General features: G+C 62.0%; 17 protein-coding genes. All 17 read left to right on the forward strand.

The annotated features are described in order from the left end of the window. Positions 1-46: 46 nt before the first annotated feature. A complete protein-coding gene (iscR, locus tag LU684_RS12640; protein WP_008092572.1) occupies positions 47-538 on the forward strand; it encodes a Fe-S cluster assembly transcriptional regulator IscR in 492 nt (163 codons plus the stop codon). A 46-nt stretch (positions 539-584) separates the two neighbouring features. Further along, positions 585-1,799, forward strand: a complete 1,215-nt coding sequence (locus LU684_RS12645) for an IscS subfamily cysteine desulfurase (protein ID WP_016484971.1) — start codon at positions 585-587, stop codon at positions 1,797-1,799. Positions 1,800-1,845: 46 nt separating this feature from the next. Further along, positions 1,846-2,232 carry a Fe-S cluster assembly scaffold IscU gene (gene iscU, locus LU684_RS12650; protein ID WP_003248539.1) on the forward strand — a complete coding sequence of 129 codons (387 nt, stop codon included), beginning with the start codon at positions 1,846-1,848 and terminating at the stop codon, positions 2,230-2,232. Positions 2,233-2,260: 28 nt separating this feature from the next. Beyond that, positions 2,261-2,584 carry an iron-sulfur cluster assembly protein IscA gene (iscA, locus tag LU684_RS12655; protein ID WP_003248536.1) on the forward strand — a complete coding sequence of 108 codons (324 nt, stop codon included), beginning with the start codon at positions 2,261-2,263 and terminating at the stop codon, positions 2,582-2,584. 8 nt (positions 2,585-2,592) lie between these two features. Then, complete coding sequence (gene hscB, locus LU684_RS12660; protein WP_016484972.1) at positions 2,593-3,114, forward strand: co-chaperone HscB; 522 nt, start codon at positions 2,593-2,595, stop codon at positions 3,112-3,114. 42 nt (positions 3,115-3,156) lie between these two features. Beyond that, positions 3,157-5,019 (forward strand): Fe-S protein assembly chaperone HscA, encoded by a 1,863-nt coding sequence (gene hscA / locus LU684_RS12665; protein ID WP_016484973.1) that lies wholly within the window; start codon positions 3,157-3,159, stop codon positions 5,017-5,019. A 3-nt stretch (positions 5,020-5,022) separates the two neighbouring features. Further along, positions 5,023-5,364 (forward strand): ISC system 2Fe-2S type ferredoxin, encoded by a 342-nt coding sequence (fdx, locus tag LU684_RS12670; protein ID WP_016484974.1) that lies wholly within the window; start codon positions 5,023-5,025, stop codon positions 5,362-5,364. 10 nt (positions 5,365-5,374) lie between these two features. Further along, positions 5,375-5,575: a Fe-S cluster assembly protein IscX gene (gene iscX, locus LU684_RS12675; RefSeq protein WP_016484975.1), complete on the forward strand. Its 201-nt coding sequence runs from the start codon at positions 5,375-5,377 to the stop codon at positions 5,573-5,575. A gap of 88 nt (positions 5,576-5,663) precedes the next feature. After that, positions 5,664-6,089 carry a nucleoside-diphosphate kinase gene (gene ndk / locus LU684_RS12680; RefSeq protein WP_012316140.1) on the forward strand — a complete coding sequence of 142 codons (426 nt, stop codon included), beginning with the start codon at positions 5,664-5,666 and terminating at the stop codon, positions 6,087-6,089. A gap of 28 nt (positions 6,090-6,117) precedes the next feature. Then, positions 6,118-7,263 carry a 23S rRNA (adenine(2503)-C(2))-methyltransferase RlmN gene (gene rlmN / locus LU684_RS12685; RefSeq protein WP_016484976.1) on the forward strand — a complete coding sequence of 382 codons (1,146 nt, stop codon included), beginning with the start codon at positions 6,118-6,120 and terminating at the stop codon, positions 7,261-7,263. 14 nt (positions 7,264-7,277) lie between these two features. Continuing rightward, positions 7,278-8,039 carry a type IV pilus biogenesis/stability protein PilW gene (gene pilW, locus LU684_RS12690; RefSeq protein WP_016484977.1) on the forward strand — a complete coding sequence of 254 codons (762 nt, stop codon included), beginning with the start codon at positions 7,278-7,280 and terminating at the stop codon, positions 8,037-8,039. Further along, entirely contained in the window at positions 8,036-9,052 is a 1,017-nt protein-coding gene (locus LU684_RS12695; protein WP_060517642.1) for a RodZ domain-containing protein, read from the forward strand. Before pilW ends, LU684_RS12695 begins: the two co-directional genes overlap by 4 nt. A gap of 3 nt (positions 9,053-9,055) precedes the next feature. After that, positions 9,056-10,165 carry a flavodoxin-dependent (E)-4-hydroxy-3-methylbut-2-enyl-diphosphate synthase gene (ispG, locus tag LU684_RS12700; RefSeq protein ID WP_016484979.1) on the forward strand — a complete coding sequence of 370 codons (1,110 nt, stop codon included), beginning with the start codon at positions 9,056-9,058 and terminating at the stop codon, positions 10,163-10,165. A 25-nt stretch (positions 10,166-10,190) separates the two neighbouring features. Then, positions 10,191-11,480 (forward strand): histidine--tRNA ligase, encoded by a 1,290-nt coding sequence (gene hisS / locus LU684_RS12705; protein WP_016484980.1) that lies wholly within the window; start codon positions 10,191-10,193, stop codon positions 11,478-11,480. 39 nt (positions 11,481-11,519) lie between these two features. Beyond that, positions 11,520-12,161 (forward strand): tetratricopeptide repeat protein, encoded by a 642-nt coding sequence (locus LU684_RS12710; RefSeq protein WP_016484981.1) that lies wholly within the window; start codon positions 11,520-11,522, stop codon positions 12,159-12,161. Further along, entirely contained in the window at positions 12,162-13,304 is a 1,143-nt protein-coding gene (gene bamB, locus LU684_RS12715) for an outer membrane protein assembly factor BamB (RefSeq protein ID WP_003248513.1), read from the forward strand. A gap of 116 nt (positions 13,305-13,420) precedes the next feature. Next, on the forward strand, positions 13,421-14,884 hold the full coding sequence (der, locus tag LU684_RS12720; RefSeq protein WP_016484982.1) for a ribosome biogenesis GTPase Der: 1,464 nt from the start codon (positions 13,421-13,423) through the stop codon (positions 14,882-14,884). The last annotated feature ends 205 nt before the right edge of the window (positions 14,885-15,089 follow it).

Below are 15,089 nucleotides of genomic sequence, written 5' to 3' on the forward strand. Positions count from 1 at the left end.
ATCGCATACTCGACACATCCCGAAACTCCCGTGGTACCCAATAGCCATGCGACTGACTACCAAAGGCCGATACGCCGTGACTGCCATGCTTGACCTGGCGTTGCACGCGCAGCATGGGCCGGTGTCTTTGGCCGACATTTCCGAGCGCCAGGGCATATCCCTCTCTTATCTGGAACAGCTGTTCGCCAAGCTGCGCCGTAGCAGCCTGGTTTCCAGTGTGCGCGGTCCAGGCGGTGGCTACCAGCTGTCGCGGGGCATGGAAACCATCCAGGTGGCCCAGGTCATCGATGCGGTCAATGAATCGGTCGATGCTACCCGGTGCCAGGGCCTTGGGGACTGCCATGCCGGTGATACCTGCCTGACTCACCACCTGTGGTGCGACCTCAGCCAGCAGATCCATGAATTCCTCAGCGGCATCAGCCTGGCCGACCTCGTCATGCGCCGTGAGGTGCAGGAAGTTGCCCAGCGCCAGGACCTGCGTCGTGTCGCAGGCCGAACCGCCCAGCTGGACAAGATTGAGACGTCAGCCGTCGATTGATCCCCCTGGGACGACGAGCGACGCCACCGCCTGATAGGAGAGACAAATGAAGTTGCCGATCTACCTCGATTACTCTGCGACCACCCCGGTCGACCCACGTGTGGCCCAGAAAATGGCCGACTGCCTGCTGGTCGACGGGAACTTCGGTAACCCGGCTTCGCGCTCCCACGTCTTCGGCTGGAAAGCCGAGGAAGCGGTCGAGAACGGCCGTCGTCAGGTTGCCGAACTGATCAACGCCGATCCGCGCGAAATCGTCTGGACCAGCGGTGCCACCGAGTCCGACAACCTCGCACTCAAGGGTGTCGCGCACTTCTATCAGACCAAGGGCAAGCACATCATCACCTCCAAGATCGAGCACAAGGCGGTCTTGGATACTGCTCGCCAGCTGGAGCGTGAAGGTTTCGAAGTGACCTACCTGGAACCGGGCGAAGACGGCATCGTCACCCCGGCCATGGTAGAAGCGGTGCTGCGCGACGACACCATCCTGGTCTCGCTGATGCACGTGAACAACGAAGTCGGCTCGATCAACGACATCGCCGCCATCGGTGAACTGACCCGCGCACGCGGCGTCCTGTTCCACGTCGACGCTGCCCAGTCGGCCGGCAAGGTCGAAATCGACCTGCAAAAGCTGAAAGTCGACCTGATGTCGTTCTCGGCGCACAAGGCCTACGGCCCGAAAGGCATCGGCGCGCTGTATGTCAGCCGCAAGCCGCGTGTACGCCTTGAAGCCATCATTCACGGCGGTGGCCATGAGCGCGGCATGCGTTCGGGCACCCTGCCAACCCACCAGATTGTCGGCATGGGCGAAGCTTTCGCCATCGCCAAGCAGGAAATGGCCGCCGAAAACGTGCGCATCAAGGCCCTGAGCGACCGCTTCTTCAAGCAGGTTTCGGACCTTGAAGAGCTGTACGTCAATGGCAGCAAGACCGCCCGCGTGCCGCACAACCTGAACCTGAGCTTCAACTACGTCGAAGGCGAATCGCTGCTGATGTCGCTGAAGGACATCGCCGTATCGTCCGGTTCGGCCTGCACCTCCGCATCGCTCGAACCGTCCTACGTACTGCGCGCTCTGGGCCGCAACGACGAGCTGGCGCACAGCTCGATCCGCTTCTCCTTCGGCCGTTTCACCACCGAAGAAGAAGTCGACTATGCCGCGCAGAAAGTCTGCGAGGCCGTCAACAAACTGCGTGAGCTGTCGCCGCTGTGGGACATGTACAAAGACGGCGTTGACATCTCCAAGATCGAGTGGGCCGCCCACTAAGCAGTCGCCGGCAAGAGCGGCTCCCTGATGAGGAAGGAATTGCACCATGGCATACAGTGAAAAGGTCATCGACCACTACGAAAACCCGCGCAACGTCGGCAAGATGAATGCCGAAGACCCGGACGTTGGCACCGGCATGGTCGGCGCCCCGGCTTGCGGCGACGTTATGCGCCTGCAGATCAAGGTCAACGAGCAGGGCGTTATTGAAGACGCCAAGTTCAAGACCTACGGCTGCGGTTCGGCCATCGCTTCCAGCTCCCTCGCCACCGAGTGGATGAAGGGCAAGACCCTGGACGAAGCCGAAACCATCAAGAACACCCAGCTGGCTGAAGAACTGGCGTTGCCGCCGGTCAAGATCCACTGCTCGGTACTCGCCGAAGATGCCATCAAGGCAGCTGTACGCGATTACAAGCAGAAGAAAGGCTTGATCTAAGTCGCCTGTTGCGAGGTAAGGAGTCCTGATGGCTATCAGCATGACAGAAGCCGCCGCCAACCACATTCGCCGTTCCCTTGACGGGCGCGGCAAAGGTGAGGGCATTCGCCTGGGCGTGCGCACCACCGGTTGCTCGGGCCTGGCCTACGTGCTGGAGTTCGTCGACGAACTGGCGGATGAAGACCAGGTGTTCGAGAACCACGGCGTAAAGGTGATCATCGATCCCAAGAGCCTGGTCTACCTCGATGGCACCGAGCTGGATTTCGTCAAGGAAGGGTTGAACGAAGGCTTCAAGTTCAACAACCCCAACGTGCGCGGTGAGTGTGGCTGCGGCGAAAGCTTCAACGTTTGAGGCTGGCTGTGGGTACTCCTTGTCATTACGCATTGTTTGACCTCCAGCCAAGCTTCCGCCTGGATCTGGACAAGCTGGCCACTCGCTATCGCGAGCTGGCCCGCGAAGTCCATCCTGATCGCTTTGCCGACGCCTCCGAGCGTGAGCAGCGCGTAGCGCTGGAAAAGTCCGCAGCCCTCAACGACGCCTACCAGACCCTGCGCAGTGCGCCGCGTCGCGCCCGCTATTTGCTGGCCATCAGCGGCCACGAAGTGCCTCAGGAAGTCACGGTCCATGACCCAGAATTCCTGTTGCAGCAAATGCAGTGGCGTGAAGAGCTCGAAGAGTTGCAGGACGAAGCCGACCTTGACGGTGTCGGCGTGTTCAAGAAGCGCCTGAAGGCCGCCCAGGACACGCTGAACGAGGACTTTGCCGCCTGCTGGGATGCCCCAGGCGAGCGCGACAAGGCCGAGCGCCTGATGCGCCGCATGCAGTTCCTCGACAAGCTCGCCCAAGAAGTGCGCCAGCTGGAAGAGCGCCTCGACGATTAACCCGGTGCTGCCCGTGATGGCACCTAAGGTATTCAGATAAGCATGGCCCTACTGCAGATTGCCGAACCCGGTCAAAGCCCTCAGCCGCACCAGCGCCGCCTGGCGGTGGGGATCGACCTGGGTACCACCAACTCTCTGGTCGCCGCATTACGCAGCGGCCGTAGCGAGCCCCTGCCCGACGCGCAGGGTAACGTGATTCTGCCGTCCGCGGTGCGCTACCTCGAAGGGCGCAACGAAGTGGGGCAGGCCGCGCGTGATGCCGCTTCCAGTGACCCGCTGAACACCGTGCTGTCGGTCAAGCGCCTGATGGGGCGCGGTCTGGCCGACGTCAAGCAATTGGGCGAGCAGCTGCCATACCGCTTTGTCGGCGGCGAGTCGCACATGCCGTTCATCGACACCGTGCAGGGGCCGAAAAGCCCGGTGGAAGTGTCCGCTGATATCCTTAAAGTGCTGCGCGAGCGCGCCGAAGCGACCCTGGGTGGCGAGCTGGTTGGTGCGGTGATTACCGTGCCGGCCTATTTCGACGATGCCCAGCGCCAGGCCACCAAGGACGCTGCGCGCCTGGCTGGCCTGAACGTGCTGCGCCTGCTCAACGAACCAACCGCAGCCGCCGTGGCCTATGGTCTGGACCAGAACGCCGAAGGCGTGGTGGCCATCTATGACCTGGGTGGTGGTACCTTCGATATTTCCATCCTGCGCCTGACTGCTGGCGTGTTCGAAGTGCTGGCTACCGGTGGCGATACCGCCCTGGGCGGTGACGATTTCGACCACGCCATTGCCGGCTGGATCATCGAGCAGGCTGGCCTGTCGTCCGACCTGGACCCAGCCACTCAGCGTGAGTTGCTGCAAACCGCCTGCGCTGCCAAGGAAGCCCTGACCGACGCCGACGTGGTCAGCGTCAGCCATGGCAGCTGGCAGGGCGAACTGAGCCGCACGGCCTTCGAAGCCATGATAGAGCCATTGGTTGCCCGCAGCCTCAAGGCTTGCCGTCGCGCTGTGCGCGACAGTGGCGTCGAGCTCGAAGAAGTCAGTGCCGTGGTCATGGTCGGTGGTTCGACCCGTGTGCCGCGGGTGCGTGAAGCCGTGGGCGCGCTGTTTGGTCGCGCCCCGATGACTTCGATCGACCCTGATCAGGTTGTGGCCATTGGTGCCGCCATCCAGGCCGATACCCTGGCCGGCAACCGCCGCGAAGGTGGCGAACTGTTGCTGCTTGATGTCATTCCGCTGTCGCTCGGTCTTGAGACCATGGGTGGACTGATGGAAAAGGTGATCCCGCGCAACACCACCATTCCGGTGGCCCGTGCACAGGAGTTCACGACGTATAAAGATGGCCAGTCGGCCATGATGATCCACGTCCTGCAAGGTGAACGCGAGCTGATCAGCGACTGCCGCTCGCTGGCACGGTTCGAGCTGCGCGGTATCCCGGCGATGGTTGCCGGCGCTGCCAAAATTCGCGTGACCTTCCAGGTGGATGCCGATGGTCTGCTCAGCGTTGCGGCCCGCGAACTGGGTTCGGGCGTGGAAGCAAGCATCCAGGTCAAGCCGTCTTACGGCCTGACCGACGGCGAAATCGCCCGCATGCTCAAGGACTCCTTCGAGCACGCAGGTACCGATAAGCAGGCCCGTCAGTTGCGCGAGCACCAGGTGGACGCCGAGCGCCTGCTCGAAGCAGTACAGGGCGCCCTGGACGCCGACGGTGACCGCTTGCTCAGCAGTGACGAGCGCGATGCCATTGCATTCCAGATGCAAGAACTACGTGATTTGCTGAGCGGCACCGATGGCGCAGCCATCGAGCAACAGACCAAGCGTCTGTCGCAGGTGACCGACGCATTTGCCGCCCGTCGCCTTGATTCGACGGTGAAAGCCGCACTGGCCGGGCGCAACCTGAATGAGATCGAGGAGTAACCGATGCCGCTGGTGACATTCCTGCCGCATGAGAAGTTCTGCCCTGAAGGGCTGACCGTGGAGGTCGAGCCGGGGACCAATATCCTGGAACTGGCCCACGACCATCACATCGAGATGGAAAGCGCCTGCGGCGGCGTCAAGGCCTGCACCACTTGCCACTGCATCGTGCGCAAGGGCTTCGATTCCCTCAAAGAGGCCGACGAGCTTGAAGAGGACATGCTGGACAAGGCATGGGGCCTGGAAGCGCAGTCGCGCCTGGGTTGCCAGGTGGTTGTAGGTGATGCAGACCTGACCATCGAGATACCCAAGTATTCGCTCAACCACGCTGCCGAAGCACCGCACTGAGGGCCTGTACATGAGTCTGAAATGGGTTGATGTACTTGAGATCGCAATCCAGCTTGCAGAAAGCAAGCCTGAGGTCGATCCTCGTTATGTGAATTTCGTGGACCTGCACCGTTGGGTGCTGGCATTGCCAGACTTCAGCGACGATCCGTCACGCGGCGGTGAGAAAGTGCTCGAGGCAATCCAGGGCGCCTGGATCGACGAAGCCGACTAAGCGTCACTTGCAGGTTAGGCAATCCCCTGAAACCCGCGTATAATTCGCGGGTTTAATTTTTCGTAACACTCATATTCTGGAGTTTTCCATGGCTGTTCAACGTACTTTCTCGATCATCAAGCCTGACGCAGTTGCCAAAAACGTCATCGGCAAGATCACCACTCGCTTCGAAGAAGCCGGCCTGAAAATCGTTGCCTCGAAAATCAAACAGCTGTCCAAAGCCGAAGCCGAAGGCTTCTACGCTGAGCACAGCGAGCGCGGCTTCTTCGGTGACCTGGTTGCCTTCATGACTTCCGGCCCGGTCGTTGTACAGGTTCTGGAAGGCGAAAACGCCATCGCTCTGAACCGTGAGCTGATGGGCGCTACCAACCCTAAAGAAGCTGCTGCCGGCACCATCCGTGCTGACTTCGCCGAGTCGATCGACGCCAACGCCGTTCACGGTTCGGACTCCGAAGCTGCTGCTGCTCGCGAAATCGCTTACTTCTTCGCTGCTACCGAGGTAACCACTCGCTAAGCGAAAGCTTACGGGTGAGGGTGAATCCATGACGACATCTACTGGCAAAATCAACCTGTTGGGTCTGACCCAGCCGGAAATGGAACAATTCTTCGACTCGATCGGGGAAAAGCGCTTCCGTGCCGGCCAGGTGATGAAATGGATTCACCATTTTGGCGTGTCCGACTTTGCGGCCATGACCAACGTAGGCAAGGCCTTGCGCGAAAAGCTCGAGGCCGTTGCCGAGATTCGCCCACCGGAAGTGGTCAGTGAAGACATTTCCGCCGACGGCACCCGCAAATGGGTGATCCGCGTTGCCTCCGGCAGCTGCGTCGAGACCGTCTATATTCCTACCGACGATCGCGGCACCCTGTGCGTATCGTCGCAAGCCGGCTGTGCCCTGGACTGCAGCTTCTGCTCCACCGGCAAACAGGGCTTCAACAGCAACCTCACTGCCGCTGAAGTCATCGGCCAGGTGTGGCTTGCCAACAAATCCTTCGGGACCGTCCCTGCCAAAGTCGACCGCGCGATCACCAACGTGGTCATGATGGGCATGGGCGAGCCCTTGCTGAACTTCGACAACGTCATTGCCGCCATGAAAATCATGATGGATGACCTGGGCTATGGCATTTCCAAGCGTCGCGTCACCCTGTCCACCTCGGGCGTGGTGCCGATGATCGACGAACTGGCCAAGCACATCGACGTGTCGCTGGCCCTGTCGCTGCACGCGCCGAATGACGAGCTGCGCAACAAGCTGGTACCGATCAACAAGAAGTACCCGCTGAAAGTGCTGCTGGAATCGTGCATGGGCTACATGTCCACCTTGGGTGGCAAGCGCGTGCTCACCGTCGAGTACACCCTGCTCAAGGACGTCAACGACCAGCCTGAGCATGCCGCGCAAATGATCGAGTTGCTGCGCGATGTGCCGTGCAAGATCAACCTGATCCCGTTCAACCCGTTCCCGCATTCGGGCTACGAGCGGCCGAGCAACAACGCCATTCGTCGCTTCCAGGACCTGCTGCACCACGGTGGTTTCAACGTCACCACCCGCACCACCCGTGGTGAGGACATCGATGCCGCCTGTGGCCAGCTGGTCGGCCAGGTCAACGACCGTACCCGTCGCAGTGAGCGCTACATCGCCGTACGCCAGCTTTCCGCGGACGTCGAGCTGCAAGACAGCGCCGCCAGCCACTGACCGGGACCTTGCCCATGAGCCTGCGCGCTGCGCTGTCGATCCTTGCGCTTTCGCTGCTGGCCGGCTGCGTGTCGGGCGGCGCGGGCGACCCCTTGGCCAGCCGCCAGGGCAGGGTGGAAGCGGGGCGGGCTTATGTGCAGCTAGGTCTGGGTTATTTGCAACAGGGTTTGACCGGGCAGGCCAAGGCGCCGCTGGGCAAGGCCCTGGCCCTCGACAGCCGTGATGCCGACGCGCACGCCGCCCTGGCGATGGTGTTCCAGGCCGAAGGCGAGCCGTTGTTGGCCGAAGCGCACTTTCACAAGGCCTTGTTGGCCCGCGCTGGCGATACGCGAATTCGCAACAATTACGGCAGTTTCCTTTATGCTCAGGGGCGATTTGCCGAGGCCCAGCAGATGTTTCGCCTCGCCAGTAGCGATACCCTGTATCCTGAGCGCTCACGCGTGTACGAGAACCTGGGCCTGACTGCCCTGAAGCTCGAACGCCGCGACCAGGCGCACGCGTATCTGCTCAAAGCGTTGCAACTCAACCAGCGGCAACCAAAAGCGTTGCTGGAAATGGCTGAGTTGTCCTACGAAAACAGGCATTATGTGCCGGCCCGGGACTACTACGATCGTTTCAGCCAGTTGAGCGACCACGATGCCCGTAGCCTGCTGCTGGGTAGCCGCCTTGCCAGGGTGTTCGACGAGCAGGGCACACTGGCCGAGCTGGGCCAGCAATTACAACGACTTTATCCCGGTACGCCGGAATATCAGCAATACCTGTCGGAGCAACGATGAACGCCGCGCATCCCGAAGTAGCAGTAGCGCCTGGCCAGAACCCCGGTGAGCTTTTGCGCCTGGCCCGTGAGAAACGGGACTGGTCTCAAGCCGAGGTGGCCCGCAAGCTCAACCTCACTGTCAGTTCGTTGAACCATGTGGAAACCGGCGCCTTCGACAAGCTGCCCGGTCATACATTCGCCCGTGGTTATATTCGCGCCTATGCCAAATTGATGGACCTTGACCAGGCCACCCTGGTAGAGGCCTTCGACCGCTACACCGGTACCCACGCCAAAGGCAGCGATGTGCACTCGCTGGGGCGTATCGAAGAGCCAGTACGCCTGTCGCACAATATTCTGCGCGGCGTCAGCCTGCTGTTGTTGGTGGTCGTGGTCGGCGGTGGCTTCGTCTGGTGGCAGGACCAGGGCAGCCTGCGTGGCAAGGACCTGGCCAAGATCGCCCTGGAGCACGTCGAAGTCGAAAGTGCCGACGGCACCACCCAGATTCACCCGCTCGACGAACCTGAAGATCAGGCGGTTACCGCAGGCCAGCAGCCCGAGAGCGCGCCGCTGGCACTGGAGCAGGGCACTGCCGAGCAGCCTGCCGCTGCCGCCGAACAGGCGCCGGCAAGCCCGGCGCAATTGTCTGCTGCCGCACCCGCCCGGCAGGCGCCTGCGCAATCTGCAGCCAACGTAGCGCCTGCGCCGGTAGCACCAGCTGCACCGGCCGCCGCTGCGCCTGTAGCACCTGCAGCTGCCGTGGCCGCTGCCGAGCCCGCCGCAGTACCGGCAGGCAGCGCCAAGGTCGCCATCCAGTTCACCGCCGATTGCTGGACCCAGGTGTCCGATGGCAACGGCAAGGTGCTGTTCAGCGCCGTCAAGCGCAAGGGGGACAACCTCGAGCTGACCGGCAAACCGCCGTTCGCGGTACGCCTGGGCTTTGCCCGGGGCGCCCAGGTCAGCTACAACGGCCAGGCCGTCGATGTTGCCCCGTTCACCAGTGGCGAGACTGCTCGCCTGAAGTTGGGACAGTAAGTCATGCACGGCGAATCTCCGATCAAACGTCGCGAATCCCGCAAAATCTGGGTCGGCAATGTGCCGGTGGGTGGTGATGCACCTATCGCGGTGCAGAGCATGACCAACACCGATACCAACGATGTCGCCGCCACCGTGGCGCAAATCCAGCGCCTGGTCGATGCCGGCGTGGATATCGTGCGGGTTTCGGTGCCGGACATGGACGCGGCCGAGGCGTTTGGCAAGATCAAGCAACAGGTCAGCGTACCGCTGGTTGCCGACATCCACTTCGACTACAAGATCGCCCTGCGCGTGGCCGAACTGGGCGTCGATTGCCTGCGGATCAACCCGGGCAATATCGGCCGCGAAGACCGTGTACGCGCCGTGGTCGACGCTGCCCGCGACCGTGGTATCCCCATCCGTATCGGTGTCAACGCCGGTTCTCTGGAAAAGGACCTGCAGAAGAAGTACGGCGAACCCACCCCGGCGGCGCTGGTCGAGTCGGCCCTGCGCCATGTCGAACATCTGGACCGCCTGAACTTCCAGGACTTCAAGGTCAGCGTCAAGGCCTCCGACGTGTTCATGGCCGTCGAAGCCTACCGCCTGTTGGCCAAGCAGATCGTGCAGCCACTGCACCTGGGCATCACCGAAGCCGGTGGCCTGCGTTCGGGGACGGTGAAATCCGCCGTCGGCCTCGGTATGCTGCTGGCCGAGGGCATCGGCGATACCATCCGTATCTCGCTGGCGGCCGACCCGGTCGAAGAAGTGAAAGTCGGCTACGACATCCTCAAGTCGCTGCACCTGCGTTCGCGTGGCATCAACTTCATCGCCTGCCCGAGCTGCTCGCGGCAGAACTTCGATGTGGTCAAGACCATGAACGAGCTGGAAGGGCGCCTGGAAGACCTGCTGGTGCCGCTGGACGTGGCGGTGATCGGTTGTGTGGTCAACGGCCCCGGTGAAGCCAAGGAAGCCCATGTAGGGTTGACCGGCGGCACGCCGAACCTGATCTACATCGACGGCAAGCCGGCGCAGAAACTGACCAATGACAACCTGGTCGATGAGCTGGAAAGGCTCATCCGTCAGAAAGCGGCCGAAAAGGTCGAAGCCGACGCGGCGCTGATCGCCCGTGGCTGACACACAGAATTCGTAAGGACTTTTCGTGAGCAAATCGCTGCAAGCCATCCGTGGCATGAACGACATCCTGCCAGAACAGTCGCCACTGTGGCGCTACTTCGAAGGCACCGTGGCCGGTCTGCTGGACACCTACGGGTACAGCCAGATCCGCACGCCGATCGTCGAGTTCACCGAGCTGTTCAAGCGCTCGATCGGTGAAGTGACCGACATCGTCGAAAAAGAGATGTACACCTTCGAAGACCGTAACGGCGATTCGCTGACCCTGCGTCCCGAAGGCACCGCCGCTTGCGTCCGTGCCGTGCTGGAACATGGCATCACCGGCAACGGCCAGGTGCAGAAACTGTGGTACATCGGCCAGATGTTCCGCCATGAGCGCCCGCAGAAGGGCCGCTACCGCCAGTTCCACCAGATTGGCGTGGAAGTGTTCAACCTGGACGGTCCGGACATCGACGCCGAGCTGATCATGCTGACCTGGCGCCTTTGGGGCCTGCTGGGCATCCAGGACGCGGTCAAGCTGGAGCTTAACAGCCTGGGTACCAGCGAAGCCCGCGCGCGCTACCGTGATGCGCTGGTCGAGTTCCTCTCGGCGCGCCTGGAGCAACTGGATGAAGACAGCCAGCGCCGCCTGAAGAGCAACCCGCTGCGTATCCTCGACAGCAAGGACCAGAACACCCAGGCGGTGCTGGTGGGTGCGCCGAAGCTGGAAGATTACCTGGACGAAGCGTCGCGCGTGCACTTTGAAGGCCTCAAGGCCCGCCTGGACGCCGCCGGCATTCCGTTCGTGATCAATACCAAGCTGGTGCGCGGCCTGGACTACTACAGCAAGACCGTATTCGAGTGGGTCACCGACAAGCTGGGCGCCCAGGGTACCGTGTGTGCCGGCGGCCGCTATGACGGCCTGGTCGAGCAGATGGGCGGCAAGCCGACCACCGGCGTCGGTTTCGCCATGGGTATCGAGCGGCTGATCCTGCTGCTGGAAACCCTGGGCAAGGTACCGGAATCCATCAGCCGCCAGATCGACGTCTACCTGTGTGCCTTCGGTGAACAGGCCGAGCTGGCAGGCCTGCGCCTGTCCGAAACCCTGCGCGACCGGTTGCCGGGCCTGCGCCTGGCGGTGAACGCAGGCGGTGGCAGCTTCAAGAGCCAGTTCAAGAAAGCCGACAAGAGCGGGGCGCTGTTCGCCCTGATCCTCGGTGACGAGGAACTGGCCAGGCAAGAAATCGGCTTCAAGCCCCTGCGTGGCCAGGGTGAACAACAGAACATTGCCTGGGATGCTCTGGCAGAGCACCTGGAAACCGCGATCGCGCAAGCGTAACGCGGTTCAACAAGCGAATAGGCGAAAAGGAGTATTGGGGTGTCGAGTACCGATGATGATGACCTGGCAGGGGTCAAGGACTGGTGGAACCGCAACGGCAAGCCGCTGCTGACTGGCGCGTTGCTGGCAGGCGTGGTGGTGTTGGGCTGGAATACCTGGCACAAGTACCAGAACAACCAGTCCCAAGGTGCCTCGCAGCTGTATCAGGCGTTGATTGAAACCAGCCTGACGCCGACTGGCCAGCCAGACGCCACCAAGGTCGCGGAACTGGCCAGCAAGCTCAAGAGCGAGTTTGGCGGCACCGCTTACGCCCAGTACGGTAGCCTGTTCGTAGCCAAGGTCGCGGTCGAGAGCGGCAAGCTCGACGACGCCGCTGCCGAGCTCAAAGGCGTGCTGGACAAGCCGGCCGATGTGACCCTGGGCGAGATTTCGCGCCAGCGCCTGGCTCGCGTGCTGGCAGCCCAGAACAAGGCCGAGGATGCCCTCAAGCTGCTGGACGGCGACGCCGACAAGGCTTTCCTGGCCAGCCGTGAAGAATTGAAGGGTGACCTGCTGGTGCAGCTGGGTCGCGCCGACGACGCGCACAGCGCTTACGAGAAAGCCAAGGCTGCGCTGTCGGATGAGGCGGCGGTCGGTGGCCTGCAATTGAAGCTGGATGACCTGGCTAAAGGGGACGCGTAAGTGATCGGTTGGAAACATGCAGCAGTGCTGACCCTGGCCGTACTGGCCGCCGGTTGCAGCAGCAACAGCAAGAAGGAACTGCCCCCGGCCGAGCTGACCAAGTTCACCGAGGAAGTGGTGCTGAAGAAGCAGTGGAGCCGTTCGATCGGTGACGGCCAGGGTGAGACCTACAACACCCTGGTACCGGCTATCGAGAACGACCGTATCTATGCTTCCGACGTCAACGGCGAAGTCTTCGCCCTCGACCGCATCACCGGTGATGTGGTGTGGAAGAAGGACTTGGAGCTGCAGGTTTCCGGCGCGGTTGGCGTGGGCTATGGCCTGGTCATGCTCGGCACCCTCAAGGGTGAAGTCATCGCCCTGGACTCCAGCACCGGTGAAGAGCGTTGGCGCTCGCGTGTGACCAGCGAAGTGCTGGCCCCGCCTGCCAACAACGGTGACGTGGTCGTGGTGCAGACCCAGGACGACCGCCTGATCGGCCTGGATGCCGCCACGGGTGACCGCCGCTGGATCTATGAGAACTCCCCGGCCGTGCTGACCCTGCGTGGCACCGGTGCACCGATTGCCACCAATCGCCTGGCCGTCGCCGGCCTGTCCACCGGCAAGGTGGTGGCGGTGGACATCAACAACGGTGTGCCGGTGTGGGAAAGCCGCGTGGCCATCCCGAAGGGCCGTTCCGAGCTGGACCGTGTGGTTGATATCGACGGCGGCTTGCTGCTGTCTGGTGGTACCCTGTACGTCAGCACCTACCAGGGCCGTGTAGCGGGCCTGGACCTGGAAAGCGGCCGCGAGCTGTGGCAGCGCGATGCTTCCAGCTATGTAGGTGTCGCACAGGGCTTCGGTAACGTCTACGTCAGCGAAGCCTCGGGTACCGTGGAAGGCGTGGATGAGCGCTCTTCCAGCGCCCTGTGGAGCAACGACAGCATGGCTCGCCGCCAGTTGACCGCTCCTGAAGTGTTCAGCAGCTACGTGGCTGTGGGTGACTTTGAAGGTTATCTGCACCTGCTGAGCCAGGTGGATGGCCGCTTCGTTGGTCGTGAGCGTATCGACAGCGATGGCCTGCGCGCCCGCCCACTTGTGGTCGGCGACACCATCTATGTCTTCGGCAACAGCGGCAAGCTCGAGGCACTGACCATCCGCTGAAGCTATGCTTGAAACCTTGGCGGGTTTCAAGCTGCGGCGTAGGACACGCCGCCCAAACTCCGGCCGCTGCCTTGCAGCGGCCTTTGCATTTTCAAGAATTCGAGAGTGGAGAGCCGATGGTTCCCGTAATTGCCCTGGTGGGCCGCCCGAACGTCGGCAAATCCACCATGTTCAACCGCCTGACCAAAACCCGCGATGCAATCGTGGGTGACCTGTCAGGCCTGACCCGTGACCGCCAGTATGGTGATGCCAGCTGGCAGGGTCGTTCCTTCATCCTGATCGACACCGGCGGTATTACCGGTGACGAAGTGGGCATGGATGAAAAAATGGCCGAGCAGTCGCTCATGGCCATTGAAGAAGCCGACTACGTGCTGTTCCTGGTCGACGCCCGCGCCGGTATGACCGCCGCCGACCAGATGATTGCCGAGCACCTGCGCAAGCGCAACAAGTCGGCGATTCTGGTCGCCAACAAGATCGACAACATCGACCCCGACGTGGCTCGCGCCGAGTTCTCGCCGATGGGTATGGGCAACGCCATTCCGGTGGCGGGCTCCCAAGGTCGTGGTATCAGCGCCCTGATGGAAGCTGTGCTCGGCCACCTGCCGCGTGATGCCGAGGAAGAAGCCCTCGACCAGGACGTCGCAGAAGGCGAGGAGGCCGTGCGCATTCCTGGCCCAAGCGAGAAGGATGGCATCAAGATCGCCATCATCGGCCGCCCGAACGTCGGCAAGTCGACCCTGGTCAACCGCATGCTCGGCGAAGAACGTGTGGTGGTCTACGATGAGCCGGGTACTACCCGAGACAGTATCTACATCCCGTTCGAGCGTGATGGTGACAAGTACACCTTCATCGACACCGCCGGGGTGCGCAAGCGCGGCAAGATCCACGAGGAAGTCGAGAAGTTCTCGGTGGTCAAGACGCTGCAGGCGATCAAGGACGCCAACGTCGTCATCTTCGTCATGGACGCCCGTGAAGGGGTGGTTGATCATGACCTGAACCTGCTGGGCTTCGCCCTCGAAGCCGGCCGCGCCATCGTCATCGCGCTGAACAAGTGGGATGGCATGGAGCCGGGTGAGCGTGCCTACGTGAAGACCGAGCTGGAGCGCCGGCTGTTCTTCGTCGACTTCGCCGACATCCACTTCATCTCCGCCTTGCACGGCACCGGCGTGGGCAACCTGTACAAGTCGGTGCAGGCCGCGTTCACCTCGGCTGTGACCCGCTGGCCAACCAGCCGCCTGACACAGATCCTCGAAGATGCGGTCAGCGAGCACCAGCCGCCGCTGGTCAACGGCCGCCGCATCAAGCTGCGCTATGCCCACCTGGGTGGTGCCAACCCGCCGCTGATCGTGATCCACGGTAACCAGACCGAGAGCATCCCCAAGTCCTACTCCCGTTACCTGGAAAACACTTACCGCCGCGTGCTGAAACTGGTCGGCACACCGATCCGCATCGAGTACAAGGGCGGTGAGAACCCGTTCGAGGGCAAGAAGAACACCCTCACCGACCGCCAGGTCAACAAGAAGCGCCGCTTGATGTCGCACCACAAGAAGGCCGAGAAGAAGCGCCGCGACAAGCGCTGATTCCGCGTCAGCTTCTTCGCGGGCTTGCCCGCTCCCACAGGTCCTCCACAGATTTTGAATATTGTGCAGCATCTGTGGGAGCGGGTTCACCCCGAAGAGGCCCTTTGATCCAGAGCAATCCCCCTATTGTTTCAACCTTTTTCCTGACTGCTTGATCCGCTATGCTCGGACTCCACCCCGTGCCGGATACACCCCAGGAAAGAGG

The sequence above is a fragment of the Pseudomonas sp. NMI542_15 genome (assembly GCF_021283425.1).
GTDB lineage: Bacteria > Pseudomonadota > Gammaproteobacteria > Pseudomonadales > Pseudomonadaceae > Aquipseudomonas > Aquipseudomonas fortuita.

Bases quoted from the DNA above. Each gene is read 5' to 3' on its own strand.
- iscR (WP_008092572.1), top strand. From the start codon at position 47: ATGCGACTGACTACCAAAGGCCGATACGCCGTGACTGCCATGCTTGAC.
- LU684_RS12645 (WP_016484971.1), top strand. From the start codon at position 585: ATGAAGTTGCCGATCTACCTCGATTACTCTGCGACCACCCCGGTCGAC.
- iscU (WP_003248539.1), top strand. From the start codon at position 1,846: ATGGCATACAGTGAAAAGGTCATCGACCACTACGAAAACCCGCGCAAC.
- iscA (WP_003248536.1), top strand. From the start codon at position 2,261: ATGGCTATCAGCATGACAGAAGCCGCCGCCAACCACATTCGCCGTTCC.
- hscA (WP_016484973.1), top strand. From the start codon at position 3,157: ATGGCCCTACTGCAGATTGCCGAACCCGGTCAAAGCCCTCAGCCGCAC.
- fdx (WP_016484974.1), top strand. From the start codon at position 5,023: ATGCCGCTGGTGACATTCCTGCCGCATGAGAAGTTCTGCCCTGAAGGG.
- iscX (WP_016484975.1), top strand. From the start codon at position 5,375: ATGAGTCTGAAATGGGTTGATGTACTTGAGATCGCAATCCAGCTTGCA.
- ndk (WP_012316140.1), top strand. From the start codon at position 5,664: ATGGCTGTTCAACGTACTTTCTCGATCATCAAGCCTGACGCAGTTGCC.
- rlmN (WP_016484976.1), top strand. From the start codon at position 6,118: ATGACGACATCTACTGGCAAAATCAACCTGTTGGGTCTGACCCAGCCG.
- pilW (WP_016484977.1), top strand. From the start codon at position 7,278: ATGAGCCTGCGCGCTGCGCTGTCGATCCTTGCGCTTTCGCTGCTGGCC.
- LU684_RS12695 (WP_060517642.1), top strand. From the start codon at position 8,036: ATGAACGCCGCGCATCCCGAAGTAGCAGTAGCGCCTGGCCAGAACCCC.
- ispG (WP_016484979.1), top strand. From the start codon at position 9,056: ATGCACGGCGAATCTCCGATCAAACGTCGCGAATCCCGCAAAATCTGG.
- der (WP_016484982.1), top strand. From the start codon at position 13,421: ATGGTTCCCGTAATTGCCCTGGTGGGCCGCCCGAACGTCGGCAAATCC.